Annotated in this window: 29 protein-coding genes and 2 other annotated features; of the genes, 4 read left to right on the top strand and 25 right to left on the bottom strand. The window is 42.0% G+C overall.

Features of this window, described 5'->3' with window-relative positions:
• Positions 1–219: 219 nt before the first annotated feature.
• The 7 genes from GEZ89_RS07040 to GEZ89_RS07010 form a co-directional block, all read right to left on the bottom strand.
• Complete coding sequence (locus tag GEZ89_RS07040; RefSeq protein ID WP_000660082.1) at positions 220–447, bottom strand: hypothetical protein; 228 nt, start codon at positions 445–447, stop codon at positions 220–222.
• A gap of 92 nt (positions 448–539) precedes the next feature.
• Positions 540–920 (bottom strand): rhodanese-like domain-containing protein, encoded by a 381-nt coding sequence (locus tag GEZ89_RS07035; RefSeq protein ID WP_153225496.1) that lies wholly within the window; start codon positions 918–920, stop codon positions 540–542.
• Positions 921–925: 5 nt separating this feature from the next.
• A complete protein-coding gene (locus GEZ89_RS07030; protein WP_000646475.1) occupies positions 926–1150 on the bottom strand; it encodes a YqgQ family protein in 225 nt (74 codons plus the stop codon).
• Positions 1151–1199: 49 nt separating this feature from the next.
• The gene (locus GEZ89_RS07025) at positions 1200–1667 is read right to left on the bottom strand and encodes an ECF transporter S component (protein WP_153225495.1); all 468 of its coding nucleotides are present in this window, start codon (positions 1665–1667) and stop codon (positions 1200–1202) included.
• Complete coding sequence (locus GEZ89_RS07020; protein ID WP_153225494.1) at positions 1645–2418, bottom strand: bifunctional hydroxymethylpyrimidine kinase/phosphomethylpyrimidine kinase; 774 nt, start codon at positions 2416–2418, stop codon at positions 1645–1647. The genes GEZ89_RS07025 and GEZ89_RS07020 overlap by 23 nt, the downstream gene beginning before the upstream one ends.
• A complete protein-coding gene (gene truA, locus GEZ89_RS07015; protein ID WP_153225493.1) occupies positions 2408–3157 on the bottom strand; it encodes a tRNA pseudouridine(38-40) synthase TruA in 750 nt (249 codons plus the stop codon). The genes GEZ89_RS07020 and truA overlap by 11 nt, the downstream gene beginning before the upstream one ends.
• 85 nt (positions 3158–3242) lie before the next feature.
• A complete protein-coding gene (locus tag GEZ89_RS07010; protein WP_153225492.1) occupies positions 3243–3698 on the bottom strand; it encodes a GNAT family N-acetyltransferase in 456 nt (151 codons plus the stop codon).
• Between the two features lie 70 nt (positions 3699–3768).
• On the opposite strand from GEZ89_RS07010, the gene GEZ89_RS07005 reads away from it, so the two are divergent.
• The gene (locus tag GEZ89_RS07005) at positions 3769–4431 is read left to right on the top strand and encodes a prepilin peptidase (RefSeq protein WP_153225491.1); all 663 of its coding nucleotides are present in this window, start codon (positions 3769–3771) and stop codon (positions 4429–4431) included.
• Here the strand turns inward: GEZ89_RS07005 and trpA are convergent.
• The 14 genes from trpA to GEZ89_RS06935 form a co-directional block, all read right to left on the bottom strand.
• On the bottom strand, positions 4400–5182 hold the full coding sequence (trpA, locus tag GEZ89_RS07000; protein WP_153225490.1) for a tryptophan synthase subunit alpha: 783 nt from the start codon (positions 5180–5182) through the stop codon (positions 4400–4402). The genes GEZ89_RS07005 and trpA overlap by 32 nt on opposite strands.
• Complete coding sequence (trpB, locus tag GEZ89_RS06995) at positions 5175–6398, bottom strand: tryptophan synthase subunit beta (protein WP_153225489.1); 1224 nt, start codon at positions 6396–6398, stop codon at positions 5175–5177. Before trpB (GEZ89_RS06995) ends, trpA begins: the two co-directional genes overlap by 8 nt.
• A complete protein-coding gene (locus GEZ89_RS06990; RefSeq protein ID WP_153225488.1) occupies positions 6376–6975 on the bottom strand; it encodes a phosphoribosylanthranilate isomerase in 600 nt (199 codons plus the stop codon). Before GEZ89_RS06990 ends, trpB (GEZ89_RS06995) begins: the two co-directional genes overlap by 23 nt.
• Entirely contained in the window at positions 6962–7729 is a 768-nt protein-coding gene (trpC, locus tag GEZ89_RS06985; protein WP_153225487.1) for an indole-3-glycerol phosphate synthase TrpC, read from the bottom strand. Before trpC ends, GEZ89_RS06990 begins: the two co-directional genes overlap by 14 nt.
• Positions 7726–8730 (bottom strand): anthranilate phosphoribosyltransferase, encoded by a 1005-nt coding sequence (trpD, locus tag GEZ89_RS06980; protein ID WP_153225486.1) that lies wholly within the window; start codon positions 8728–8730, stop codon positions 7726–7728. The genes trpC and trpD overlap by 4 nt, the downstream gene beginning before the upstream one ends.
• 10 nt (positions 8731–8740) lie before the next feature.
• Positions 8741–9307 carry an aminodeoxychorismate/anthranilate synthase component II gene (locus GEZ89_RS06975; protein WP_153225485.1) on the bottom strand — a complete coding sequence of 189 codons (567 nt, stop codon included), beginning with the start codon at positions 9305–9307 and terminating at the stop codon, positions 8741–8743.
• The gene (gene trpE, locus GEZ89_RS06970) at positions 9304–10665 is read right to left on the bottom strand and encodes an anthranilate synthase component I (RefSeq protein WP_153225484.1); all 1362 of its coding nucleotides are present in this window, start codon (positions 10663–10665) and stop codon (positions 9304–9306) included. The genes GEZ89_RS06975 and trpE overlap by 4 nt, the downstream gene beginning before the upstream one ends.
• Before the next feature lie 71 nt (positions 10666–10736).
• Positions 10737–10968, bottom strand: a binding site (T-box leader).
• On the bottom strand, positions 10959–12137 hold the full coding sequence (trpB, locus tag GEZ89_RS06965) for a tryptophan synthase subunit beta (RefSeq protein WP_153225483.1): 1179 nt from the start codon (positions 12135–12137) through the stop codon (positions 10959–10961). It overlaps the preceding feature by 10 nt.
• A gap of 63 nt (positions 12138–12200) precedes the next feature.
• Positions 12201–12431: a binding site (T-box leader), on the bottom strand.
• Positions 12432–12491: 60 nt separating this feature from the next.
• Positions 12492–13718, bottom strand: coding sequence for a DegT/DnrJ/EryC1/StrS family aminotransferase (locus GEZ89_RS06960; RefSeq protein ID WP_153225482.1), 1227 nt, complete (start codon positions 13716–13718; stop codon positions 12492–12494).
• 39 nt (positions 13719–13757) lie between these two features.
• Positions 13758–14450, bottom strand: a complete 693-nt coding sequence (locus GEZ89_RS06955) for a sugar transferase (protein ID WP_153225481.1) — start codon at positions 14448–14450, stop codon at positions 13758–13760.
• A gap of 105 nt (positions 14451–14555) precedes the next feature.
• Positions 14556–16298 (bottom strand): ABC transporter ATP-binding protein, encoded by a 1743-nt coding sequence (locus tag GEZ89_RS06950; RefSeq protein ID WP_153225480.1) that lies wholly within the window; start codon positions 16296–16298, stop codon positions 14556–14558.
• On the bottom strand, positions 16288–18033 hold the full coding sequence (locus tag GEZ89_RS06945) for an ABC transporter ATP-binding protein (protein WP_153225479.1): 1746 nt from the start codon (positions 18031–18033) through the stop codon (positions 16288–16290). The genes GEZ89_RS06950 and GEZ89_RS06945 overlap by 11 nt, the downstream gene beginning before the upstream one ends.
• A gap of 54 nt (positions 18034–18087) precedes the next feature.
• Complete coding sequence (locus GEZ89_RS06940) at positions 18088–18723, bottom strand: DUF421 domain-containing protein (RefSeq protein WP_153225478.1); 636 nt, start codon at positions 18721–18723, stop codon at positions 18088–18090.
• Positions 18720–19175 (bottom strand): DUF3290 family protein, encoded by a 456-nt coding sequence (locus GEZ89_RS06935; RefSeq protein ID WP_153225477.1) that lies wholly within the window; start codon positions 19173–19175, stop codon positions 18720–18722. The genes GEZ89_RS06940 and GEZ89_RS06935 overlap by 4 nt, the downstream gene beginning before the upstream one ends.
• A gap of 132 nt (positions 19176–19307) precedes the next feature.
• Here GEZ89_RS06935 and GEZ89_RS06930 point away from each other — a divergent pair, with 132 nt between their 5' ends.
• Together GEZ89_RS06930 and GEZ89_RS06925 are read left to right on the top strand one after the other, a co-directional pair.
• A complete protein-coding gene (locus GEZ89_RS06930; RefSeq protein ID WP_153225476.1) occupies positions 19308–20135 on the top strand; it encodes an exodeoxyribonuclease III in 828 nt (275 codons plus the stop codon).
• Positions 20136–20146: 11 nt separating this feature from the next.
• The gene (locus GEZ89_RS06925) at positions 20147–20533 is read left to right on the top strand and encodes a bleomycin resistance protein (RefSeq protein ID WP_153225475.1); all 387 of its coding nucleotides are present in this window, start codon (positions 20147–20149) and stop codon (positions 20531–20533) included.
• Positions 20534–20593: 60 nt separating this feature from the next.
• On the opposite strand, the gene GEZ89_RS06920 is transcribed toward GEZ89_RS06925, so the two are convergent.
• The 3 genes from GEZ89_RS06920 to GEZ89_RS06910 all read right to left on the bottom strand — a co-directional run bounded on the left by GEZ89_RS06920 (position 20594) and on the right by GEZ89_RS06910 (position 23746).
• Entirely contained in the window at positions 20594–20998 is a 405-nt protein-coding gene (locus GEZ89_RS06920; protein ID WP_045763132.1) for a PaaI family thioesterase, read from the bottom strand.
• Between the two features lie 69 nt (positions 20999–21067).
• Entirely contained in the window at positions 21068–22549 is a 1482-nt protein-coding gene (locus GEZ89_RS06915; protein ID WP_322741495.1) for a UDP-glucose--hexose-1-phosphate uridylyltransferase, read from the bottom strand.
• A gap of 18 nt (positions 22550–22567) precedes the next feature.
• A complete protein-coding gene (locus tag GEZ89_RS06910) occupies positions 22568–23746 on the bottom strand; it encodes a galactokinase (RefSeq protein WP_153225474.1) in 1179 nt (392 codons plus the stop codon).
• Between the two features lie 167 nt (positions 23747–23913).
• Here GEZ89_RS06910 and GEZ89_RS06905 point away from each other — a divergent pair, with 167 nt between their 5' ends.
• A complete protein-coding gene (locus GEZ89_RS06905; protein WP_153225473.1) occupies positions 23914–24915 on the top strand; it encodes a LacI family DNA-binding transcriptional regulator in 1002 nt (333 codons plus the stop codon).
• Positions 24916–24978: 63 nt separating this feature from the next.
• Here GEZ89_RS06905 and GEZ89_RS06900 read toward each other — a convergent pair whose 3' ends face one another.
• Complete coding sequence (locus GEZ89_RS06900) at positions 24979–26016, bottom strand: zinc-binding dehydrogenase (protein WP_153225472.1); 1038 nt, start codon at positions 26014–26016, stop codon at positions 24979–24981.
• Between the last annotated feature and the right edge of the window lie 23 nt (positions 26017–26039).

Below are 26039 nucleotides of genomic sequence, written 5' to 3'. Positions count from 1 at the left end.
AAAGTGATCTTTAGGGACCAATTCGTCTATTGTATAGAAACCATATTGCTTACGATTATAATCAGGATTTTCTTTGTGAAACATAGGGATTACCTCACAACTCTTCTTACCTCTATTATACGACTTTACACAAAGAAAAGCCCTTAGAAACTTGACTTCCAAGGACTTTGTCTTCAATCTGAGCTTTTAAAGATAAAGCTTTTTTTGTTAGAATCCTGATTAGTGCATCATTAAAATGAGCCCTGCAACCCAGTTGACTACAGAAATTACAATCCCTACGATATTAAGAATTCGTTCTGTTTTGTAATCAAGCTCAGATTCTTTTTGATGTGAATTAGCCAAGACTAGACCAATGATCCCCAAAACGAGACCTACGATTGGAGATAGCAAACCAAGGACGATAGATAGGACACCTAAAACAAGTGATGGTTTTTTCTTTTCTTTCATCTTCAAAAAACTCCTTAAATTTTATACTAACAATTATACCATAAAAAGCCAAGACTTTATATTAAACATATGTGACAAGTTTTTTCACATTGTTAATTAGATTTCACCTTCCCTGTCCAAGAATCCAATCCGTAAGAGAGGATATAGATTTCTGAGAAACCTTGTTTTTTCAAGAAAAGTGCTGCATTTGTGACACGTTGCGCACGTTGGTTTTCATAGAGAAGGACAGGTTTATCCTTGCGAAGAGCTGCAAGACTTGTCTTCAATTGGTTTGAAGGAATATTACGAGCTCCAAGGATATGTTTTTTGTGGAAGTCAGCTGGATCACGCAAGTCGATCAACTGACCTGTACGAATCAAAGACTCAAACTCTGCATTGTCTACAATTTTCGCTGCACGACGAATGCGAAGATAGTTGTATCCCATCCATGCCAACATCGCTACAATAAGTCCCCATAATACCCAAGTTACCATATTACCTAATCTCCATTTTTTTCTAAATAGTCTAATTCTAGTTTGTGCTCTCTGCGAAGAACAGCCTCCGCTTCAAGATAGTCCAGCTTGTCCATCAAGCCTGCATCATAGATTCGCGATAACTCGATCTTCATCAGTTCAATGTCATAGAGACGTTTTCCCATATAGACAATGATACCAAACTGTTTGAGAAATTGTTGCACATCGTAGAGTGTTTTCATAGCTTTCATTTTAGCAAATTATCAGAGTTTTTTCAATAGTTGCCATGGAAGACTATTTTTACTGCTTACTAATGTTCTTGATACTCCGATATAGAAGATACCCAACAACCATCCCAACAAAATTCTGTAACAGATTGTGAGGGACATCTAACCAGGCTTGCCCCCAACCTTTCATCCAAGCAGTCGCACATGCATATCCAGCTACCATGATGATAGTCGCCAAAACTAATCCAAGCCCCTGCCATTTTCCTTTAAAACCTGCAAAATATCCCTGCAGACCATGGAAAAGCAAGCTGAAGAACATCCAGTGAGGGTAACCTGAAATCAGGTCAATGAGGAAACCTCCTAGACCCCCAACGATGGCTCCTTCACGGCGCCCATAATAAAAAGCGGTAAAGAAGATTCCTGCATCTAAAAGAGTTAAGATTCCTGCTTGAGTTGGGATTTTTACAATATAACCTAAAACTACTGATAGAGCAGTTAGTATAGATAATAGGGCGATTTTACTTGTTTTGGTTTGCTTCATATTGTCTGACTCCATATTGATCTGCTTGTGCGATGGCACGGTAAACAAAGGCTTTAGAACTCTCAACTGCTGGTAAGAGCTCCTCTCCTTGTACTAATTGACTGGCAATGCTCGATGCAAAGGTACAACCTGCACCAGCATTTTGACCTCCTAAGACTGGATTTTCTAAAATGGTAAAGTCATGACCATCATAAAAAACATCCACAGCCTTATCCTGACTAAGGCGATTTCCACCTTTGATAATGACTGCTGGCGCTCCTAAGCCATGTAATTTCTGAGCTGCAGCTTTCATATCATCCAGACTTTCAATCTTTTGATCTGCAAGCAACTCTGCCTCAGGAAGATTAGGAGTAATCACAGATACATAAGGGAAAAAGCGAATCAACTCTTGACAGAGTTCGCTAACTGCAACATCATGCGTTTCCTTACAAACCAATACAGGATCCAGAACGACAGGGACTCCTGATCTTTCCTTGATAAAATTCAATGCTTTCTCAGCAACACCAACAGTCGGCAAGAGACCAATCTTAATCCCTCCAAAGTCTACGCTTTTAAGACTATCCAACTGTTGTTGAAAAATAGTCTCATCCGTCGGGAATACTTCAAAACCATTTTCTGTCAAGGCAGTCAAGCAAGTCATGGCTACAAAACCATGCAAACCATTTAAAGTATAAGTCGCAAGGTCAGCAGCTAGTCCACCACCACTAAAAATATCATTTCCTGAAAGTGCTAAAATACGATTATTCTTCATAACGAATCTCCTTCAAATACAAACCATTGGGTGCTGCAGTCGGGCCTCCCAACTGTCTGTCTTTTTTCTCCAAAATCAGGTCAATCTGCTCAATGGGCATCCGATTGTTGCCAATTTTTAGCAAGGTCCCAACCATATTTCGAATCTGCTTATAGAGGAAACCATTGCCTGAGAAGGTAAAGGTCAAAAACTGCCCTGTTTCATCAACCCTAAGACTAGCTTCTGTGATCGTTCGAACCTTGTCTTCCACACTAGTCCCTGATGCTGTAAAACCAGTAAAGTCATGTGTTCCCTCTAATTTTTTTACAGCAAGTTGCATCCGCTCCACATCGAGTGGATAGGGATAATGAGTCGCATAATGGCGACGCATAGGATTTTTAGGACGTCCTCTATCTACGATAAACTCATAGGTCTTGCTATGCTTAGCATAGCGGCAATGAAAATCATCAGCCACAATCTCAATCGAAATCACATCGATATCTTCAGGACTTTGAGTATCAAGAGCAAAACGAAGTTTTTCCTCATCCATCTGATAGGGAAGATCAAAGTGGATGACCTGTCCTAAAGCATGAACGCCACTGTCCGTTCGCCCAGCGCCATGAATGGTAATGGCTTGTCCCTTATTTAATTTGGTTAAAGTTTTTTCAATTTCCTCCTGAACACTACGCGCATGAGGTTGCCGCTGAAAACCAGCAAAAGCGTAGCCATCATAGGAAATTATAGCTTTATATCTAGTCATGTATCTATTTTATCAAGAAAATTTCTCTGCAACAAGTTTGAGAATTAAAAATTGTAAGGGGACAGTTCCTAGTGTAATTTAGTTCTTATCTAGATTTTTTCATTATGTATTTACATTCTGGAACTTCAATGGTTTGAACGATTTCAAATCCCTCTTTGTGGTAGAGATTTTTGGCTCTTTGATTTGATTCAAAAACCGTTAGGGAAATACTCTCTATTTCTTTATTTTCAAACATTTCTTGAACGAAGTCTTGGAAAACTTTCCGACCTAATCCTTTCCCCTGCTTCTGTGGAGCTATGAGAAATCTGCCGATATGAAGATTTTTATCTTCTAGTTTGATTTGCTGGATGATGCCTACAAACTCTTCTCCAGCAAAAATGGAAAAAATTCCTTCCAGCTTTTGTAAGGATTGGACAATCAAGGGATAAGAAATTTTGGGTCCCATCCATTGCTTCTGAAAACTTTCTCCCAAAGCATTAGACCAGCGACAAATGAGTTGGGCATTTTCTATCTGAAGTCCTTTTTCAAAGTGAATTTTCATATTTGCTCCTAAAATTTCTCCTTTATCCAACTATTATACTCTTTCTCTTATTTTTTCCGAATTAATAAGTATGATTCACCTTTACTTTTTTCTTGTTGGAACGATTCTTGCTTCCTTTCTAGGTTTAGTCATCGATCGCTTCCCGGAACAATCCATCGTCTTTCCTGCAAGTCACTGTGATTCTTGTCAGACTCGCTTGAGACCACTGGATTTGATTCCGATTATCTCTCAAGTAATTGGGCGCTTTCGCTGTCGCTATTGTAAGGTCCACTATCCTTTCTGGTATGCTTTCTTTGAGTTTTGCTTGGGACTGCTCTTTCTGGCTGGGGCTGTGGGATTTTTAACTTTGGGACAAGTCATTTTAATCACTGCCGGCTTGACCTTGGGCATCTATGACTTTCGCCATCAGGAATATCCCTTACTAGTCTGGCTGACTTTCCACCTAATCCTCATGTTTTTCTGTAGTTGGAATCTGGCTATGGCTTTCTTCTTGATTCTTGGAATCATTGCTCATGTTATTAATATTCGCATAGGTGCAGGTGATTTTCTCTTTCTGGCTTCTTGTGCACTCGTCTTTACACTTACAGAAATTCTGATTTTAATTCAATTTGCTTCCACAACTGGCATTCTAGCCTTTCTCCTACTAAAGAAAAAGGAAAGACTTCCTTTTGTGCCCTTCCTCTTGCTAGCTGCTTGCGTGATTATTTTTGGGAAGCTACTGCTTCTCGGATAAAGTCAGCGATTTCTGCTACTTGTCCTTCATGCAGAGCCTTAACAATCTTCGAACCAACGATAACACCGTCTGATACAGCATTGAAGCGTTCTACATCAGACTGTGTGGATACACCAAAACCGGTCAAGACTGGAATGTCAGCCACTTGATGAAGTTGAGACAAGTGCTTGTCCAAGTCATCTCGGTAATTTCCTGATTTCCCTGTGACCCCATTGATAGCAACGGCATAGATAAATCCTTCTGCCCCTTCAATGAGTTCTTTTTGACGGTCAATTCCTGTTGTCAAACTAACTAAGGGAATCAAAGCAATGTCTGTACCTGCCAAGAAGGGCTCTACAAAATTAGCATGCTCATGAGGGAGATCCGGAATAATCAAGCCCTTGACTGCTGTATCAGCAAGATCTTTAACCAATTTCTCCACACCATACTGAAAGAGGGGGTTAAAGTAGGTCATGATGACAAGTGGAACCTCTGTTTCAATGGTTTTCAAGGTTTCAACCAAAGCCTGGGTAGAGGTCCCGTGGGCTAGACTGCGCAAGCCAGCTTCTTCGATAACAGGTCCATCTGCAACAGGGTCTGAAAAGGGAATACCCACTTCAATAGCCGAAACACCCAAATCTTCTAAAAAGTGTATTGTTTCTCCGAGTCCATCCAAACCTTTCTCATGGTCTCCAGCCATGATATAGGGAACAAAAATTCCTTTTCCAGCTGCTTTTATAGCGTTTAATTTTTCTGTTAGTGTCTTAGGCATGAGCTTCTCCCTTCTTTGCTGCATCTGCTTCCAAACGGTCCTTGACTTGAACCACATCCTTGTCCCCACGACCTGATAGGCAGACAATCATAGACTTTTCTGGTCCAAGTTCTTTGGCTAATTTCACCGCAAAGGCGATGGCATGGCTAGATTCCAAAGCTGGGATAATTCCTTCCACACGAGACAAAAGTTGAAATCCTTCCAAGGCTTCCTCATCTGTCACTGGCACATAAGTCGCACGCTTGATATCGTGGTAATGGGAATGCTCTGGACCGATACCTGGATAGTCCAAACCTGCTGAGATAGAGAAGGCTTCAAGAATTTGACCATGGGCATCTTGGAGCACATCCATGAGAGAACCGTGAAGGACACCCGGACGACCCTTGGTCAAGGTAGCTGCGTGGTGCTCTGTATCCACACCGAGTCCTGCTGCTTCAGCACCATACATAGCTACTGCCTCATCTTCCACAAATGGATGGAAGAGTCCGATGGCATTAGAGCCACCACCAACACAGGCTACTAGGGCATCTGGTAAATTTTCACCTGTCAATTCACGGTACTGTTGTTTGGCTTCTCTTCCGATAACACTTTGGAAATCACGAACAATTTCTGGGAAAGGATGGGGCCCCAAGGCAGAACCAAGGATATAGTGGGTATCATCGATATTTGCAACCCAAGAACGAAGGGCTGCATTGACCGCATCCTTGAGCACGCGCGAACCATCTGTCACAGCCTCTACCTTAGCTCCTAAAAGCTCCATGCGGAAAACATTGAGGGCTTGGCGTTTGACATCTTCCTCGCCCATGTAGATAGTACATTCCATGTTGAAGAGAGCTGCAGCTGTTGCAGTTGCCACACCGTGTTGACCAGCACCTGTCTCAGCGATAATTTTCTTCTTGCCCATGCGTTTAGCCAGTAAAACTTGTCCTAAGGCATTGTTAATCTTGTGGGCGCCTGTATGGTTGAGGTCTTCACGTTTAAGGTAAATCTTGGCTCCGCCGATATGCTGGGTCAAGTTTTTTGCGTAGTAAAGAGGTGTTTCACGACCTACATATTGGCGCAAAAGTTGGTTTAACTCCTCTTGGAAACTTGGATCTGCCTGACTTTCACGATAAGCCTCTTCTAACTCCAATACTGCTGTCATCAATGTTTCTGGGACAAAGCGTCCACCGAATTTTCCGTAAAATCCATCTTTATTTGGTTCTTGATATGCCATTCTTTACCCTCTCTATAAATCTTATAATCTTTTCATGATCTTTTTGTCCGTCTGTTTCTACTCCGCTTGATACATCTACTGCAAAGGGATAGAAATGCTGAATTGCTCTTGCTACATTGTCCTCATTTAGCCCGCCTGCGATGAAGAAAGGCTGGGCCAGTTCTGTCGTATCCAGTCGCCCCCAGTCAAATGTTTGACCACTTCCTGCGACAGGTGCATCAAAGAGTAGATAATCTGCCTGAGAATTGGGTACATGCCCCCCTTCATCGACCTGAACAGCCTGAATGCTACCACAAGGTAAATTTTCAAATAGTTTATCTACTACCTGACCGTGAACTTGTACAAAATCCAAACCAACTTTGTCTACCGCTTCTAACAGTTCTACCCGACTGGGTGAAACAAATACTCCAACTTTTTGAATATGGCTAGGAATAAACTTAGCCAGCTCTATGGCTTGTTCTACGGTCACCTGTCTTTTGCTAGGAGCAAAGACAAAACCAATGTAGTCTGCACCAGCCGACACAGTTGTTTTTACGGCTTCTTTGGTCGATAGTCCACAAATCTTAACCTTTGTCAATCTGCAACTCCTTGATTCTCTGGGCTACATCTTCAGCTTGCATGAGAGCTGTTCCCACCAAAATTCCGTTAAAGTATGGTGCTACTCGTTTTGCATCCTCCTCTGTAAAAATAGCAGATTCGGAAATGTAGAAGCAATCATCCTTGAAATATTTGGCCAAGTCTACACTGGTCTGTAAGTCGACTTCAAAGGTGGTCAAGTTGCGATTGTTGACACCGATAATTTGAGCTCCAAGTCTATGAGCCACTTCCAGTTCAGCAAGATTATGAGTTTCCACCAAAACTTCTAGACCAAGATCTGTCGCGTAGTCATAAAGCTCCTTGAGTCGTTTTTCAGATAAGGCCGCTACGATGAGCAAGATGACGGTCGCACCTGCATTGCGAGCACGGATGACTTGCTTTTCATCAATGATAAAGTCCTTGTTTAAAGTCGGAATCTCTACCTGACTAGAAATCTCACGAAGGTACTCCAAATGACCTTTGAAGAAAACTTCATCTGTCAGAACAGAAATCATAACTGCTCCGTTAGCCTCGTAAGTCTGGGCCTGTTTTACGATATCCACATCAAGATTGATATCACCTAGACTTGGACTTGCCTTTTTGACCTCAGCAATGATTTGCAAACGGTCTTGGTGATTTTTTAAATATTCACTCAATCGATAAGTTTGACGCAAGGATTGAAGCTCCTCTCGCTCCATCTTTTCAACTTCACGCGCCTTTTGCTCTAGGATACGTGATAAAAATTCCTGACTCATCTTTGGTACTCCTGTAGTAGTCTGAGTTTTTCAAGGGCCTTACCACTGGCAATCACTTGACGTGCCAATTCAACTCCGTCCTTGATACTGTCTGCTTTCCCATTGGCGTAGAATCCGAGACCTGCATTTAAGACTGTTGTTTCCAAGAATGGACTTGGTTCGTTATTAAGAACACTGACAAGAATGGCTGCATTCTCATGAGCATTTCCTCCACGAATGTCTTCAATAGCAATGCGTTCCATTCCCAAATCTTCTGGAGTAAAGGTTGATAAAGTAATTTCACCATTTTCAAGAAGGGCAATGCTGGTAGTTCCATTCAAACCAGCTTCATCCAATCCTTCTGGACCAGCTACTACAATGGCACGTTTGCGACCCATGTTTTTCAAGACCTGAGCAGTACTTTCCAGAAGTTCAGGACGACTGATTCCTAGAAGCTGTGTTTCCAAAATCATTGGATGGATGAGCGGTCCTGTCAAATTCATGATGGTTGGAATTCCCAATTCCAAACGAGCTGGCATAATGTATTTCATGGCTGGGTGCATGTTTTTGGCAAAGAGAAAGACGATTCCTGTTTGATCAAACACCTTACCCAATTGTGATGGTTTGAGGTCAATATTGATTCCCAAAGCTTGCAAGACATCTGCTGACCCAGATTTAGAAGAAATAGAGCGATTTCCATGTTTGGCCATGTGGATTCCTCCACCTGCCAAGACAAAGGCTGCAGTTGTAGAAATGTTGAAGCTAAATGACTTATCTCCACCTGTACCACAGTTATCCATAGCATCTTGAATATTTGTTGGAATGTGTTGAGCATGTCCTCTCATGACTTGAGCGAGGGCTGTTCTTTCTTCAGGTGTTTCTCCCTTCATTTTAAGAGCTAAAAGTAGTGAAGCGATTTGTGCTTCTGTCACTCGCCCTGTCACGATGCGTTCGATAACATCTGTCATTTCAACACTTGATAGATCTTCAAAGTTCGCTAATTTTTCAATAATTTCTCTCATTTTGTGTTCCTCACTTTACAACTTTCTCGATAAAATTCTGAATAGAAGATAGACCATCTGGCGTTCCAATACTTTCTGGATGATACTGCAAGCCATAAATCGGCAAGGTTTTGTGTTGAATACCCATAATAGCTTGGTCATCTGTCGAGCGAGCTGTCACTTCAAACTCTTCTGGCATCTCTTCAATTAAAATACTGTGGTAACGCATGACTGGACGATTGTCCTCAATTCCTCGATAGAGAACTGATGGAGTCTCAAATCGAATATGGCTTTGTTTACCGTGCATAACTTTAGGAGCCAAGCCCAACTTACCACCAAAGACTTCTGCGATGGCTTGGTGCCCCAAACAAATCCCAAGAATAGGCTTCTTACCTGCAAAATCACGAATCATTTCTTCCATTTTCCCAGCATCAGCTGGCCAACCTGGGCCAGGAGAGAAAACTAATCCATCTACCTTTGTAGCTTCTTCATAAAGGTTTGGGTCATCATTTCTCAAAACCTGAACTTCTGCGAAATTCCCGATATATTGAGCCAGGTTATAGGTAAATGAATCATAATTGTCAATCAATAAGATCATGGTCTTAGTTCTCCCATTCTAGTCATAGATTTAGCTTTGTTAATCGTTTCTTGGTATTCGTTCTGAGCGATGGAATCATAAACAATTCCTGCACCAGCCTGTACGTAGGCTGTTTTATTTTTAAGAATCATGGTTCGAATAGCAATGGCGAAATCCATATCTCCAGTTGCTGATACGTAACCGATAGCTCCTGCATATACGCCTCGCTTCTCTGTTTCTAGTTCATAGATGCGTTTCATGGCCCGAATCTTTGGTGCTCCCGATACTGTTCCTGCCGGAAGTGTCGCCTTCAAGGCATCCATGGCAGTCAGTTCTGGTAATAAACGTCCTTTAACCACGCTGGTCAAATGCATGACATAGCGGAAAAGTTCGACTTCCATATACTTGGTTACTTGGACACTTGCTGTTTCAGCAATTCTACCGATATCATTTCGTCCCAAGTCCACCAACATTCGGTGTTCTGCCGTTTCCTTTTCATCAGAAAGTAGATCATTTGCTAAGGTCGCATCTTCCTCGTCATTGGCACCTCTAGGACGCGTACCTGCAATTGGATTGGTTGTCACAATGCCATTTTTGACGGAAACCAAGCTCTCAGGACTGGCACCGATAATTTGATAATTTCCAAAGTCATAAAAGTAGAGGTAATTTGATGGATTGGTCACTCGAAGATTTCTGTAGAAGTCAAAAGGATTTCCAGTTACCTCTGCGGAGAAGCGCTGGCTAAGCACACATTGGAACATATCTCCCTTGCGAATCAAGTCGCGAGCTGTTTCTACCATTTCTTCAAATTTCTGAGGTGCAATATGTGGTCTAAACTGAAGTGGAGAAACGTCCAAATCTTCAAATTCATTTGGAGCAGGAATGCGTAATTCCTCAAGCACTTGGTTCAAGGCTTTTTCCAAGTCTTCTTGACTACGCTCACTATAGAGAGCATCCTCGATGACATGGATTTTTTCCTTCTTGTGGTCAAAGACAATGTAACTCTCATAGATGAAGAAATGCATGTCTGGCGTTCCAATTGTATCTTCAGGAATTTGACCAATTTCTTCATAAAGCGAAATCATATCGTAACCCACAAAACCAATAGCTCCACCACCAAAAGGTAGGTCTGAATGGTGCTGACTCTTACAAGTCACCTCATAGAGGAAATCCAAAGGATCACGATCAATCACTTGCCCATTTTGATAAAGAACTCCATTCTCAAACTTAATCTCAAAAACTGGGTTATAGGCCAAGATAGAAAAACGAGCATTTTCCTTTTCTCTTGGGATACTTTCAAGTATGACCTTGTGTTGTCCGTTCAAACGCATATAAGCCAAGATTGGTGATAAAACATCTCCATGAATGATTCGTTCCATTGTAATTTCCCTTTCAGTTCTTCTTAAATCCCGTGTTTATTCTACAAAAAATCCCCACGCAAAATAACTTGCGTGAGGACGAAATTCGCGGTGCCACCTCAATTATAGGATTTCTCCTATCTCTTATTCCTGTCTCAGAACCTTCTTGTAACAGGCTGTGCGATAAAGGGCACTCCCTTGAGAATCATGTTTTCTTCTCTCAATTCAGATGGACCCAACCTTACAGCTTTCTCTGCTTGTTTTCAGCAACCACAAGCTCTCTGAGAGAGAAACAGCTATAATTTTTCCATCTTTTATTTTTTAGCTTCAAGGTAGTCTGCAATGGCAGCTACGTCCTTGTCTCCACGACCAGAGACATTAATGACGATAATCTCATTTTTACTTAGTTTTGGTGCTCGTTTGACTGCTTCTGCGATAGCATGAGAGCTTTCAATAGCTGGAATAATTCCTTCAGTCTTGCTAAGTAAAAGCAAGGCTTGGACAGCTTCTTCATCAGTCGCTGCAACATACTCTACACGACCAGAGTCTTTAAAGAAGGCGTGTTCTGGTCCAACCCCTGGATAGTCTAAACCAGCAGAGATAGAGTAAACTGGCGCGAGCTCTCCATCTTCCTTAAAGACTGCATAGGTTTTCATTCCATCGACAATTCCTACACTGCCCTTGGTCATTGTTGCCGCGTGTTTGTCGGTATCTAAACCGTGACCAGCAGCTTCTACCCCAACCAATTTTACTTCTTCATCAGCTACATACTGTGAAAAAGCTCCGATGGCATTCGAACCACCACCTACACAGGCAATAACGTAGTCTGGCAGACGTCCTTCTTTTTCCAAGATTTGACGACGTGATTCTTCACTGATGACTTTTTGAAATTCATGGACAATCGTTGGATAAGGATGAGGGCCTACAGCTGAACCTAAAACGTAGAAAGCTTCAAGGTCATTCATCCACGCACCAAAGGCTGCATCGACCGCATCCTTCAGAGTACGTGTTCCCGTTTCAACTGCATGAACAGTTGCTCCCATCATCTCCATACGGAAGACGTTGAGACGTTGACGTTCCACATCTTCTGCCCCCATGTAGACATCACAGGCCATACCAAATTTGGCTGCTGCAGCAGCTGTCGCAACACCGTGCTGGCCAGCTCCTGTCTCTGCAATCACACGTTTTTTACCCATGCGTTTAGCAAGAAGAATCTGTCCAAGGACATTGTTAAGTTTGTGTGAACCAAGGTGGTTAAGATCTTCACGTTTGAGATAGATCTTAGCACCTCCTAGATAATCCGTCAAACTTTCTGCAAAATAGAGCGGAGTCTCACGACCTGAATAATCTTTCAAGTAATGACGATATTCTGCCAAAAATTCTGGATCATCCTTGTATTTATCAAAAGTCACTTCCAACTCATCTAATAAAGCCTGAATTGGTTCTGGTACAAAACTACCACCAAATTTTCCAAAATAACCTTTAGTTGTCATAAGATTCCTCTTTTCTACTGTTTCCAAGATAAGAAAAAAGCCCACACACGGAATTTGCTTCCATGTGAGGGCGTTTGTAACGCGGTACCACCTCAATTGTAAAGAGAATATCCCCTTTACATCTCTGCCTTGTCTAACAACAAGTTGCACTGTAAGGTGTGCCTACCGAATTTTCATTGTTTCAAATTCACTTTTAAAATCAGCCCAATTTCACTAGTTCCAACCACCTGTTCACAGTAACCACAGGCTTCCTGAAGATTAAAAATAATTACTTTTCTGATTTGTTGAGATAATTATATGTTATTGTTTTTTCTTTGTCAACCGTTTTCACTAATTTTTTACTAATTTTTTTAATTATTTTTGTGAAGCGCCTAGAACTTCTTCAGAAACTCGGATAAAAGTCTCAATGATATAATCTACTTCTTCATCCGTTAATTTGGTGTGAAGCGGTAGTGTAATCTCATTTACAAAGTAGGCATAAGCCTTAGGATAGTTTGCCATATCAAAGCCAAGATTTTTATAGGCTGTCAAAAGAGGAAGCGGTTTGTAGTGAACGTTACTTGCGATTCCAGCTTTGGCCAATTCTTGGATAATTTGATTGCGTTGCTCGAGACTAGCACCTTCTACATGGGTAACGTAAAGGTGACGACAAGATTCAACAGTATCTGTCTCATGCGCCAATGGGTGAATACGAGTTCCTGCAAATCCACGGTCATAGCGAGTCACAATTTCTTTACGACGTTGAAGCAAGCTAGGATAACGGTCCAACTGAACCAGACCAAGTGAAGCCATGATATCTGTCATGTTGCACTTGTAAGCAGGTGTTACGATATCGTATTCCCATGAACCCAGTTGCATCTTGGCAAGAGCATCTTTTGTTTGACCATGAAGGGAAAGAATTTGGAATTCCTTGTACATTTCTTCATCATCAATAGCTGGATTAGCTTTCCAAGTAGCACTTCCTCCTTCAGCAGTTGTAAAGTTCTTGACAGCGTGGAAAGAGAATGACGTAAAGTCTGCAATGGAACCAGCTGGTTGCCCTTTATAGGTTGAACCCAAAGCATGGGCGCTATCTGAGACAACAACGATACGGTTAAAGACCTTTTGCCACTTGCTAGTAGCTGTAAAGAGGTCACGTTTCTTCTCAACAACTTGGAACAAACGGTCATAGTCACAGATAATCCCTGCAAGTTCTACTGGGATGATAACCTTAGTCTTCTCAGTAATCGCTTGTTCAAGCTTGTCATAGTCCATTTCAAAGGTATCACCTTGGATATCAACCATTACTGGTGTAGCACCTACGTGAGTGATAACGCTACATGATGCTGTATAAGTCATAGCTGGAACGATAACTTCATCGCCAGGGCCCACTTCAAGCACGCGCAAGATCAATTCAAGAGCTGCTGTTGCAGAGTTGAGGCAGACTGTCTTAGGTGTCTGAGTATAGACAGATAGACGACGCTCCAATTCTTTTGTCTTTGGACCTGTTGTGATCCAACCAGAACGGAGGGTATCTGCTACTTCAGCAATTTCAGCTTCGGTAATATCAGGTGGTGAAAATGGAATATTGTAATTTGTCATTGTTTTACTCCTTTGATCGGTTTCAATCTTACGACTACTTTATTTTAAAACTTCAAATACAGTCTGGAACATGATCTTGATATCCCCGAAGAAATTAAAATCACGTAGGTAGGCTAGATTATAGTGCATCTTTTCTGGGAGGACTCTTTCGACATAGGCCTGGTCAACCGTCATACCTTTTGCAGTCATTTGACTGATAATGGCATCCTCGTCCTTATAGTTAATGCTGGCAAGCGATGTAATCCCTGCAGGCAAGAGCAAGGTAGCCATCATTTCAGGGCTATACTGCTCTGTGTAGCGTGGTACTTCTGGACGAGTTCCCACAAAGGACATCTCTCCTTTGAGAACATTGACCAATTGTGGAAGTTCATCCAAACGAACACGACGAATGAAATTTCCAACCTTGGTGATGCGGCTATCATTTGCAGAAGTCACCAGACTTCCTTTTTTATCCGCATCTGTCACCATGGTCCGGAATTTCCAAATCTTGAAATGTCGGTTGTACTGGGTTACCCGCACCTGCTTGTAAATGACTGGACCCTTGCTATCTAGCTTAATCCAAATGCTTAGAATCAGAAATACGGGTGAAGTCAAGACTAACAAGACCAAGGCTAGAAACAAATCTAGACAACGCTTGAGAATCAGTGAACCTTTTCTTCTAGAGACGAGCTGGTAATATGGTTTTACCTCGCTCAATTGCATCTCCTGAGGTAGTTCATCCCATTTCAGCATGCACATTCTCCTCTGTTTTTTAATATGTAATCTTTAAACATTCTACATTATACCACAAAATGAAAGAGGCGGTGCAAGAAATCTGTGTTTTAAAGGAATTCTTCCCTAGGAAAGAGCACCTGCTTGCAAACTATACATCTTGTGATAGGTTCCACCCAAGGCCAAAAGTTCCTCGTGTGTGCCACTCTCAATGATTCGTCCCTTGTCTAGGACATAGATACAGTTGGCATCTTGGATAGTAGAAAGGCGATGGGCGATGGCAATGGTTGTCCGACCTTGTCTCATCTTGGCTAGAGAATTTTGAACCAAGGCTTCTGTTTCAGAGTCAATATTGGCTGTCGCTTCATCCAAAATCAGAATTTTCGGTTGACTGGCAACCGTTCTTGCGAAGGCAAGAAGTTGACGCTGACCGGTTGAAAAACTCGAACCACGCTCAGACACAGGAGCATCATAGCCTAATGGAAGATCCTGAATGAAGGAATCTGCATCGACAAATTCTGCTGCAGCCTTGACTTGGTCATCGCTGATATCTTGGTACATGGCGATATTGGACTTGATGGTCCCATGATAGAGGAAGGGGTCCTGTAGAACCAAACCGATGTTTTTTCTCAACTCCTCTTGACTATACTCTCGAATATCCACATCATCTAGGAGAACCCGACCTGACTGAAATTCATAAAAACGCATGAGAACATTAATGATAGATGATTTTCCTGATCCTGTATGTCCGACAAAGGCAATGGTTTCACCTTTATTGACGGTAAAGGAAATATCATCGAGAATTTGGTGTTTTCCATCATAAGAGAAGGACACATGTTCAAAGCGGATATTCCCTTCTTGAATCTTGAATTGGCCATTTTCTTGGACCGGTTCATAGTTGGACTCATCGATCAGTGCAAAGACACGACCTGCTGATACCATGGATGTCTGAAGAGTAGAAAAGTTTTGCGTTACCTCGATGAGGGGATCAAAGAGACGATTGATATACTGGATAAAGGCATACATAGTTCCTGCCGTTATTCCTAGATAAAGTCCGCGATAGCCAAAATAAGCCATCAAAACCGCATATCCCAACAGCTTCAACAAACTCATAGCTGGACGTAAAAAGAGAGAATCCAAGGCTACTGAACGGTTAGCATAGACTAGGTGTTCCTGGTTTATCTCATCAAACTCTTCTTGCAGGCGTTTTTCTTGGTTAAAGGCTTGAATAATGCGAATCCCTTCGATATTTTCTGCCAGCTTACTGTTAATATCTGACAGTAGACTTCTGGTTTTTTCGATGACCTTGACAGATTTTTTACGGTAGAGATTGACCAAAAGGAAAATCAAAGGTAGGAAGAGCAAGACTAGAGCAGTCAGACGATAGTCCAGAACTAACATGGTATAAAGGGTCGTCACGAATATAAAGACTGCCGAGATAAAGCTAGATAAGATCCCTGAGAACATATCACTGATGGTCTCAGTGTCGTTGGTCAAACGAGAGACAATAGAGCCTGCAGGTGTTTTATCAAAGTAAGACATACCTAGTTTTTCCATATTGGCAAAGGCATCACGTCGAATATCTCTAACGATACTGTAGGACACGCGCGCAAAGAGGATGTTCCCCACATATTGGAAAATGGTTTGAAGAATGTAAAGACCATAGTAAACTAGCAGAACTGTAACAGCAAGTTGATTGAGATTGTTTAGATACTGGTCGATAAAGTGCGAAGCTACTAGGGGGATAATACTCTTAACAACAGTCGTCGCAAGGAGAAAAGCAAGGGCTAAAAAGGTGAGGACCCCATAGGGCTTAAGATAAGACAACAAACGCTTCAATACAACCCATTGTTCTTGTTTATTCCGCATCTTCTTCTCCTTTCATTTCTAACTGTTGAGACTGGTAGGTCTGGGCATACCAACCATCCAAGGCTAGTAAGTCTTCATGCCTACCTCGTTCAATGATGCGACCATCCTGCATGACCAAAATCAAATCTGCATGAACAACTGCACTGAGACGATGGGCAGTGATGATAGTCGTTTTATCTTTGCGAGTTTCCTTGAGATTATCGATGATCGCGAACTCTGTCTTAGCATCCACAGCTGACAAGGAATCATCTAAAATCAAGATATCAGGATTTAAAATCATAGCCCGACTCATAGCCAGACGTTGCTTTTGCCCGCCAGATAGACTAACACCTTTTTCCCCGATAACTGTATCAAACCCCTCAGGCATGGCTTGAATGTCTTGATAGACTTGAGCCAACTGAGTTGCTTTCTCTACTGCAGAGAAAGGTAGGTCAGGATTTCCAAAACAAATATTCTCTATGATAGAACTAGCAAAGAGAAATTGGTCCTGTGGAACGTATCCCATCAAACCACGTAAGTCAGCTAGTCGATAGTCACGAATGTCATGACCATTTAGATAAATAGCTCCTTTGTCAACGTCATACTCACGTAGGAGCAATTTAATCAAAGCTGTTTTCCCTGAACCAGTTTGTCCAACCAAGCCTAAGGTTTGCCCTTTTTCGAGGCTAAAATGGATATCTTTCAGCGTCTCTTCGTCTTCAAAGGCAAAACGATCAATGGCATAGTCTAAGCGCCCATTTTCAATCCCGTTAAGTGGAGATGCTGGGTCTTTGACAGGTGACTCTTGAGACAAGATGCTCTCAATTCGTTGATAAGAAACCTTCCCTCTTTGAGTAATATTAAAGAGGAAACCAATAGCCATCAAGGGCCAGACCAACATATCCAAGTAAGAGATAAAGGTGACAAGATTCCCAACGGTTACTTGTCCCGCTTGCACCATAAAGGCACCGACTAAGAGAGTTAAGGCATAGGAAGAACCAACAAAGAGTAGAACCATGGGGTCAAAGAGACTATCATATTTCATAGTTTGCAGATTCTTTTGGAAGGTCAAATCATTGACTTCCTGGAAAGATGCCAATTCATCAGACTGATAGCCAAAGGACTTGGTTACCTTGATACCTGATACAGATTCTTGAACCTTATTGTTGAGTTCAGAAAAGGCTGCCTGTGATTCTCCGAAAGCCTTATGGGTCTTTCTCCCCAGACGACTAGTCGCATAGGCCATAAATGGCAAGGGCAGAATGGCAACCAAGGTCATCTGCCAAGAAATGCTAAAGAGCATAGTCAAGAGAGTTACCAAGGCTGTGATAGAGGCATCCACTGCCATCATGACACCACCACCTGCTAAACGAGTCAGAGCATTGATATCATTGGTTGCGTGAGCCATCAAATCCCCAGTCCGATAACTCTGATAAAAAGCGGGAGACATCCTTGTAAAATGTTCAAATAGTCTTGAACGCATGATTTGTCCAAGTCGGTAGGAAGTCCCTAGGATATACATGCGCCAAACATAACGCAGATAATACATCCCGAAAGCTGCCAGCAGGAGATAAAAGAGATGGAGCAGGAGCTCATCTTGTGTTAATCGTCCCGAAGTAATGGCATCAATCACGCGCCCCATGACCATAGGTGGGATAAGGTTTAGTACAGAAACCAAAACCAAAGCTACAATTCCAACTAGGTAACGGCGTTTTTCTAATTTAAAAAACCACCAGAGTTTTTGGATGATGGACATAAAATTCCTTTCTAATGACAAATGGAAACCTGAGGCATGAACCCCAGGTTTTTCTTATTCATAGGTGACAACGCTTAGTTGACCTTTATCATACTCAGCGATAAAGATATTGGCCACATTATCATATCCTTGCTTATTCAGATGATCTAAGAGCCATTCTTCCGTTAAGCTGAGAGTATCGAGGACATCCGACTGAATGACACCGTCTGTGATGACAGGATACTTAGGATTTTCATCTCCATTTTGTACTACAATCAGCTGACCGCTTTGCTCTTGTACAGCACGCTTGACTTCTTTAAGCTGGAAGATACCTTGGCTACGAAGTTTAAGGGCTACGTCAGAAGCTGATAATCCGACAGAACGGCAGGCTTCTGGATCGATTTCCCCATTTTTGATGAGTAGAGTTGGTTTTCCATCAATCATTTGTTTCACAAAACCAACATTGTTCGTAAGCCATTTAAGCGACAAAACTAAAATCGTCCACATAATCAAGATAACTGCATACTGAAGGATGGTAATAGAGCTATTATAGATTACCCCACCGATGATTCCCCCAAGAACATAGTTTTGGATTTGGTCAATTGCTGAGTTGGGCGCTAGATTTCCCTTCCCTGTCATGTTGATAACAAAGACAAGAGATACAAGACCTAAAGCCAGTTTAATAAGAATCTCGATATAGTTAAATGTCATTTGTTTGCCTCCACTAATTCAATGTCGCTTGTTTGATACAAGTCAAGTTTTTCCAAGAGATATTTATCCGGTTCACTCCCACTTAAAGCACGGTAGTATTTGTCTCCTACCTTGAGAAGTGCACCATCTGTGGCTGCAGAAGTATTGACGTAGACTTCTGATTTATCCACCCCTAAATCCTCAGAAACAACTTCTATAAAATGGAGTGAAGTTTGAAATTGATTATTAGAAGCTTGATTTGACTGATAAGTAGATATAATACCGAGAATGACAGCCAGTAAAGCCAAAGATGAGATCATCACCAACTCGCGAAACTTGGTTCCTCGATGGTCGCGGTAAGCCTTAAAAGCAAAAAATCCAGTGATGGCAAGCAAGAATATTCCAAAGCCAATCATGACACTATTTTGTTGGCCAATCTGGCTCAAGACATATTCATATGAGTAAAATTTCATTTATTTTCAATCCTTTACATAAATCATTCTTTATTATAAAGGAATGACCTTGATTTTTCAAACTATACGCTGGGGAAATGTATTCTTTTCTGGTATAATATTGTCTATAATCTGAATGAAAAGGTACACATTATGAAACTAATCTCATGGAATATTGATTCCCTCAATGCAGCACTGACGAGTGATTCTGCGCGTGCGAAATTATCACAAGATGTCCTACAAACCTTGATAGCCGAAGATGCTGATATCATCGCTATCCAGGAAACCAAGCTTTCAGCTAAAGGTCCTACTAAAAAACACCTTGAGGTACTGGAAGAACTCTTCCCAGGTTACGAAAACACCTGGCGTTCCTCTCAAGAGCCTGCCCGTAAAGGCTATGCTGGAACCATGTTCCTCTATAAGAAAGAACTGATCCCAACTGTTAGCTTCCCAGAGATTGGCGCCCCTTCTACTATGGACTCGGAAGGTCGCATCATTACTCTAGAATTTGATACATTTTTCGTGACTCAAGTTTACACACCAAACGCTGGTGATGGACTCAAACGCTTGGAGGAACGTCAAGTCTGGGATGTCAAATATGCAGAGTACTTGGCTCAACTAGACAAGCAAAAACCTGTCCTAGCAACCGGAGACTACAACGTTGCCCACAAGGAAATTGACCTTGCCAACCCAGCCAGCAACCGCCGTTCACCAGGATTTACAGACGAAGAACGTGAAGGATTTACAAACCTTTTAGCCAAAGGATTTACAGATACCTTCCGCCATATCCATGGCGATGTGCCAGAACGCTATACTTGGTGGGCACAACGCAGCAAGACTTCAAAAATCAACAACACAGGCTGGAGAATCGACTACTGGCTCACAAGTAACCGTGTAGCAGACAAGGTTACCAAGTCAGACATGATTGACTCAGGCCCACGCCAAGACCACACACCGATTGTCTTGGAGATTGATTTCTAAGGAGAAAACGAATGGACTATCAAGCTGTCATCCCTGAATTTGTCGTATCGGATATCGAGAAATCGCGTCACTTCTACTGCGACTTATTGGGATTCTCTGTCGAATACGAGCGTCCAGAGGAAAAATTTCTCTTCCTTTCGCTTGAAGACTGCCAACTTATGCTAGAGGAGGGGAGTAAGGAGGAACTAGCTGAACTAAACTACCCCTTTGGTCGTGGTGTCAATATTTCCTTTGGTATCAAGGATGTCCCTCAGCTCCACCAAAAACTGCTGGAAGCCAACTATCCCATCTATCGTCCTTTGACTAAAAGAGAATTTCGAGTTGGTAAACAATATATCTACCCTCATGAATTTGCAGTTTTAGACCCAGATGGCTATTTTTTAAGATTTAGTGAATAGAATTACACTACAGTGGAAAAAGAAACATAAAAAAGAGGCAGACGCCTCTTTTTTGTTTATCTATATCCTCACCTGTCTATCTTCAGATCGTTGGCCTGTGACAAACATGGTGAAGGTTGCCTTGCAGACATTTCGGCCATCTTGATTAGTGATATCAACATCGACGACACAAGTGGTGCGTCCATGATGGACACATTCTCCTTTGATAGTGAGAATGTCCCCTAGATTTCCAGCTTTCAGATAGTTGATAGAAGACTGGAGCGTCACTCCATCTAAGCCAAGCGAAATCACCACAAGACCACTGATTTGGTCACAAAGGGTAAATAGATAGCCTCCATGGGCATTCCCATAATAGTTGAGTGAGGAGTCCACTACTTTTGTCGTTACCACAACGTGACCATCTCTCATTTTTTCAATTTCATAGTTTTCAAAGGCAGATATAGCGTCAAAGTGAAAATCTTTCATACGTTCCTCCTGATGTTTCAAACGACACTATGATACTACTTTTCATGACTCTGTGCAAGGGAGAAGCACTTATTCAGGTAAAATCCCAACCTGCTCCACGAAACGCATAAAGGCTGCCTGTCCTTCTTCTGTTTGCTTATAAACTCCTGCATCTTCCAATACCCGAGCGAAGATTTTACCCACAGATTCTTGGACAATTTCGAGAGCTTGGTCTTTATCAGTCAATCCAGGATGACTTTCTTTCAACTCATCTGCCCATTCTTGGTGATAATCGGCTACTAAAACATCCTCTCCGACTAGATAAGCTGCTACTTGCTCTACTTCTTCCTTCAAGCGTGGTGGCAAGATTGCTAAGCCCATAACCTCTATCAAGCCGATATTTTCCTTCTTGATATGTTGGACATCCTTGTGGGGATGATAGATGCCGTCTGGATGCTCTGGAGAGGTTTGATTGTCCCGCAAGACCAAATCCAACTCAAACTGCCCATCTCGTTTACGCGCAATCGGTGTGATAGTATGATGCGGTGTTCCATTACTTTCTGCTAAGACCTGTACACTTGGGTCAGAATACTGACGCCAAGCCAGTAAGATTTTATCTGCTAGTTCTGTCAAATCCTCTTTAGAATCTGAAGTTAGTCGAATCACAGACATAGGCCACTGAACAATCCCTGCTTTGACAGTTTCAAAACCTTCAAAGGTAAATTTTTTCTGTAAATGAGCTACTTCCATTGGAAAGACATGACGACCACCTTGGTAATGATCATGGGTCAGGATGGAGCCACCCACGATTGGTAAGTCTGCATTCGAACCAGCAAAGTAGCCTGGAAATTGCTCCACAATTGCTAACAAACGTTCAAAACTTTGGCGACTAATGGCCATAGGACGATGCTTGCTATCTAGGAAAATACAGTGCTCATTAAAGTAAGCGTAAGGCGAATATTGGAAGCCCCACTCCTGCCCAGAAATATCAAAACGAATAATTCGGTGATTGCTTCTAGCTGGATGATTGACACGACCATGATAACCTTCATTCTCCATACAGAGCTGACATTTAGGATAGTTACTGGATTTAACCAACTTAGCTGCCGCAATCTCCTTTGGATCCTTTTCAGGCTTAGAGAGATTGATGGTAATCTCCAGTTCACCGTAGTCAGATGGTACACGATAAGCAATATTCTTTGCGATAGCCTTCAGTTTGATGTAGTCATTCTTCTGACTGAGTTGGTAGAAATCCGCAATTGCCTGCTCTGGTGACTGGGCATAGGTATCCCAAAAGTCACGATTAACCTGACTTGGACAAGGCGTTACCAAGTCCATGAGGTCAGCACCGAGAATCTCACGCTCAGCCTGACTATCTTCAATTGTTTCCAATCGAACGGCTTCTTCGACAAGCTGATCTTTTAGTTCAATCAAATCATCCTGGTCAGTCTCAACTTCAAGAACTCCATCTCCCACCAGCGCTAAAACACGATTGGTTAGATAGATTCGATCCAACTCTTCAAAGCTACTTTCTGCAATGACTTTGGTCACAAAATTTTCTATTAAGGTCACTTAATAACCTCCTTTTGACTATTCTAGGATGCGAGTTCCACCTGCCACTTCAGCGATATAGAAGCTTGGAGCGTAGCCAACGATTTCTTCATAGTGCTTGCCTACAGCTTCTTTAAAGGAATCAACAGCATCTTTTTGAACCAAGGCGATCGCACAACCACCAAAGCCAGCTCCTGTCATACGAGCACCAAGAACACCTTCTTGAGCCCAAGCAGTGTGAACAAGGGTATCTAATTCCAAGCCAGTCACTTCATAATCATGCTCAAGAGAAACGTGAGATGCATTCATCAAACGACCAAACTTGTCCAAATCTCCTGCTTGAAGAGCCGCTTGTGCTTTAAGTGTACGTTGGTTTTCAAGAACAGCATGGCGAGCACGTTTCAAACGATTTTCATCTTTGATGAGGTAACTGTATTCATCAAAAGCCCACTCATCCAATTCACCCAAGGTTTGAATGTCCAAAGCCACTTGGAGTTCTTCTACTGCTTTTTCACATTCAGCACGACGTTCATTGTATTTAGAGTCTGCAAGTTCACGGCGTTTGTTGGTATTCATGATAACAACGACATTGTCTTTCAAATCAAGTGGAACCAAGTCGTACTCTAAAGTATTTGTATCAAGGTAAATAGCACGTTGGTCTGCCCCCATACCGATAGCAAATTGGTCCATGATACCAGAATTAACCCCAATAAAATTATTCTCTGTCAATTTCCCGATTTTTACTAAATCTAGACGGTCCAATTTTAGGTCAAAAAGGTATTCTGCAACAACACCAGTCAACAACTCCAAAGAAGCTGAAGATGACAAACCAGCTCCATTTGGGATATTTCCAAATACATAGAAATCAAAACCTTTATCAATCACATGTCCAGCTTCTTGCAAGAAATGAAGAACACCTTTTGGATAGTTAGTCCAGTTGTGCTCTTTCTCAAATTTAAGGTCAGCTAGAGGAACTTCGATAATTCCTTTATCCTCAAAGTTTACTGAGTAGAAACGCAAAACTTGATCATCGCGCTTGCGAGCAGCCCCATAAGTTCCTAGTGAAATAGCTGCTGGGAAAACATGGCCACCGTTGTAGTCAGTATGCTCCCCGATCAAGTTGATACGGCCTGGTGAAAAGAAGGTTTGATCTGCTTCTTGACCAAAAACAGCAAGAAAGTCCTTGCGAAGTGCATCAGCAGTAAGATGTTGTGTCATATGAATTCTCCTTTGACAATTGTTAGGTAAAAAAACTTCACCTGTAATCGTTTTCTTCTATTGTACCTAAGGGTTTTGCTTTGGTCAACATTTTTACCTATATTTTACTAAACTATAGGTAAAAAGCAACAAAAATATGCTATAATAACCTAAAAAGGAGGGGAATTATGGCTACACTCAAAGATATCGCTCAGCTAGCCTCTGTCTCGATCGCAACTGTATCCCGCGTTCTCAACCGCGATCAGAGCCTATCTGTTACAGAAGAAACTCGACATCGTATCTTAACCGTCGCAGAAGAACTAGGGTATACAAAACATCTCAAAACAGGCGAAAGTCATAAACTCAAACAAAAAATTGCTATCATCCAGTGGGTGAGCGAACAAGGAGAATTAGAAGATCTCTACTACTACCAGATCCGTCTTGGAATTGAAAAGAGAGCTCAAGAGTTAGACTATGACATTTTGCGCTATTTTAACGACCAACCTTTCACGCTCAGTGAAGAAGTGATTGGAATCCTTTGTATTGGAAAATTTAGCCAAGCACAGATTGCATCATTTGAGGAATACCACAAACCCCTAGTATTTTTAGACAGTGATACGATTGCTCTTGGTCATACCTGTGTCATTACAGATTTTTATAATGCTGTTAACCAGGTTGTTGATTACTTTACAGATCATGGGCTTAAAAAGATTGGTATCTTATCCGGACTTGAAACGACCACTGACCAAGAGGAAGTCATCGCAGATAAACGCTTAGATTACTTTAAATCCTATACGCAAGAAAAAGGGATTTATAACGAGAAATTCGTTTTCCAAGGTCTATTTACTGCCCAATCTGGATATGACTTAATGAAAGAGGCTATCGAAAAATTAGGAGAGAAGCTTCCACAGGCATTTTTTGCAGCCAGTGATAGCTTGGCCATTGGTGCCCTTCGCGCCCTCCAAGAAGCCAACATCAGCATACCGGAGCGCGTCAGCATTATTTCCTTTAATGATACTATTCTGACCAAGCAAGTGTTCCCACCACTTTCCAGTATCACAGTCTACACCGAAGAAATGGGACGCACAGGAATGGATATTTTGAACAGAGAAGTCCTTCACGGCCGTAAAATTCCAAGCCTTACTATGCTAGGAACCAAACTGACTTTAAGAGAAAGCACCTTGCATTAAGCACAACACTTGAACATAAAAAAAACCTAATAGAGTTTCTCAAATCCTATTAGGTTTTTCTTTTTAATCCATCACAATCATAGATTTAATGGTCTTGCGTTCATCCATGGCCTTATATGCTTTGTCAATATCTTCTAGTTTGTAACTTGAAGTAAAGACACGTCCTGGATTGATGTCACCGTCAAGAACTGCTTTTAACAAAACTTGTTTGTCATAAGTAGTAACTGATGCTGCTCCACCTGCCACTGAAATATTTTGAGCAAAGGTCGAACCAAGGGCACGATTCTTATAATGTGGAACCCCTACAAATCCCATGCGCCCTCCATTGTGGAGTACACCCAGTGCTTGCTCAACAGCCGCTTCAGTACCGACGCACTCAAGAGCGGCGTCTGCTCCACCACCGAGAATTTCTCGCACCTTGGCAATGCCTTCTTCCCCACGTTCAGCTACGACTGCTGTCGCACCTGATTCCAAGGCCATCTTTTGACGGTCTTCGTGGCGACTCATAAGGATAATTTGCGATGCTCCACGCATCTTAGCTGCGATGACAGCGCATTGACCAACAGCACCATCCCCAATAACCACAACTTTATCGCCGGGTTTTACACCAGCTACACGCGCTGCATGATAGCCTGTTGGCATAACGTCAGCCAGAGTCAAGAGGGATTTAAGCATCCCTTCTGTGTAGTCAGACGGTTGTCCAGGAATTTTAACAAGGGCCCAATTGGCGTAGTGGAAGCGGAGATATTCAGCCTGGAAATTTCCTCCTAGATTATTTCCAATATGATTGTCACAAGAACCATCAAATCCAGCACGACAGGCGTCGCATTCCCCACAGCCATGAGTAAATGGTACAATCACAAAATCACCGGGCTTGACTGTTGTAATGGCTTTTCCAGTTTCTTCAACGATTCCAATTGCTTCGTGTCCACTATTTTTGTGACCCTCTTTAATATCTGGATTACGATAGCTCCAAAGGTCCGAACCACAAACACAAGCACGTACCACACGGATAATCACATCATCTGCTTCTTGAATGCTTGGACGTTTAACCTCTTCAATACCAACCTGACCTGCCTTGGTATAAATTGCTGATTTCATTTAAAAATTTCCTCTCTCTATGT

Origin of the sequence: Streptococcus mitis (assembly GCF_009496285.1) — a bacterium.
Lineage (GTDB): Bacteria > Bacillota > Bacilli > Lactobacillales > Streptococcaceae > Streptococcus > Streptococcus mitis_BP.
Note: the sequence above shows the minus strand (reverse complement) of the source record. Positions and strands in the feature narration are given on the sequence as shown.